Origin of the sequence: Rathayibacter tanaceti (genome assembly GCF_001634385.1) — a bacterium.
Taxonomy (GTDB): domain Bacteria; phylum Actinomycetota; class Actinomycetes; order Actinomycetales; family Microbacteriaceae; genus Rathayibacter; species Rathayibacter tanaceti.
This window is the reverse complement of sequence record NZ_LIIN01000278.1, coordinates 1-1002: the sequence shown is the minus strand read 5'-3', so window position 1 is coordinate 1002 and position 1002 is coordinate 1. Positions and strand designations below refer to the sequence as shown.

Here is a 1002-nt window from a genome sequence, read left to right as displayed (position 1 = left end):
GTGGTCGGCGCGCTGCCGGGCCTGAGCGTCGCCCGCGCCCTGCGCTGGCCCGGCGGACGCATCTCGACGCAGACCCTGCCCCGCAGTGCTGTCTCGGCCCTCGGCGTCGACGCCTCGCTCGCCCAGCTGATGGAGCTCGGCCGCGCCGAGCTCGCCACCGACCCGGAGCGCTCGGCGATCCGCCTGCGCCCGACTCCGAAGCCGCGATCCTGTTCACCTCTGGATCCACAGGCCCGGCGAAGGGCGTGGTCTACACGCACCGGCAGCTCGCCGGAGTCCGTGACGCGCTCGCCCGCCAGTACGGCGTCGGTCCGGGGACCGGGCTCGTCGCAGGCTTCGCGCCGTTCGCGCTGCTCGGGCCTGCGCTGGGCACCCGATCCGCGACTCCCGAGATGGAGGTGACCGCGCCGCGCACCCTCACCGCCGCGGCTGTCGCGGCGGCGGCCGCTCGGGTCGAGGCGACCGTGCTCTTCCTCTCGCCCGCCGCCCTGACCAACGTGGTCGCGACGGCCGGCGCGCTGAGCGCCGACGACCACCGCGCCCTCGCCGGAGTCCGCACCTTCCTCTCGGCGGGCGCCCCCGTCTCGGCCGGGCTGCTCGGCGAGGCACAGTCGCTGATGCCGAACGCCTCCGCGCACACTCCCTACGGCATGACCGAGGCGCTGCTGCTGACCGACGCGTCGCTCGAGGGGATCCTCGACGCCGCGTCCGATCCGGACCCGCGCGGCGGCGTCTGCGTCGGAGCGCCAGCCGCGGGGGTGCGCCTGCGCATCGCGCCGCTCGACGACGACGGGCACGCGGACGACGAGCCTCTCGATGTCGAGGACGTCACGGGTGAGATCGTCGTCTCGGCCGGGCACGTCGAGGACCACTACGAGCGGCTCTGGCTGACCGATCGCGCGGCGCGCACCGGGGCGGTCGCGGGCGAGCGCTGGCACCGCACTGGCGATGTCGGGCGCGTCGACTCCGCTGGCCGGCTCTGGGTCGAGGGGCGCCTCCCGC

Annotated in this window: 1 protein-coding gene; it reads left to right on the top strand. The window is 76.0% G+C overall.

All coding sequences use genetic code 11. From position 1 onward, the window contains the following. Window positions 1–44: 44 nt before the first annotated feature. A partial coding sequence (locus ACH61_RS15625) for an AMP-binding protein (RefSeq protein ID WP_330220195.1) occupies window positions 45–1002 on the top strand: 958 nt, incomplete at its 3' end.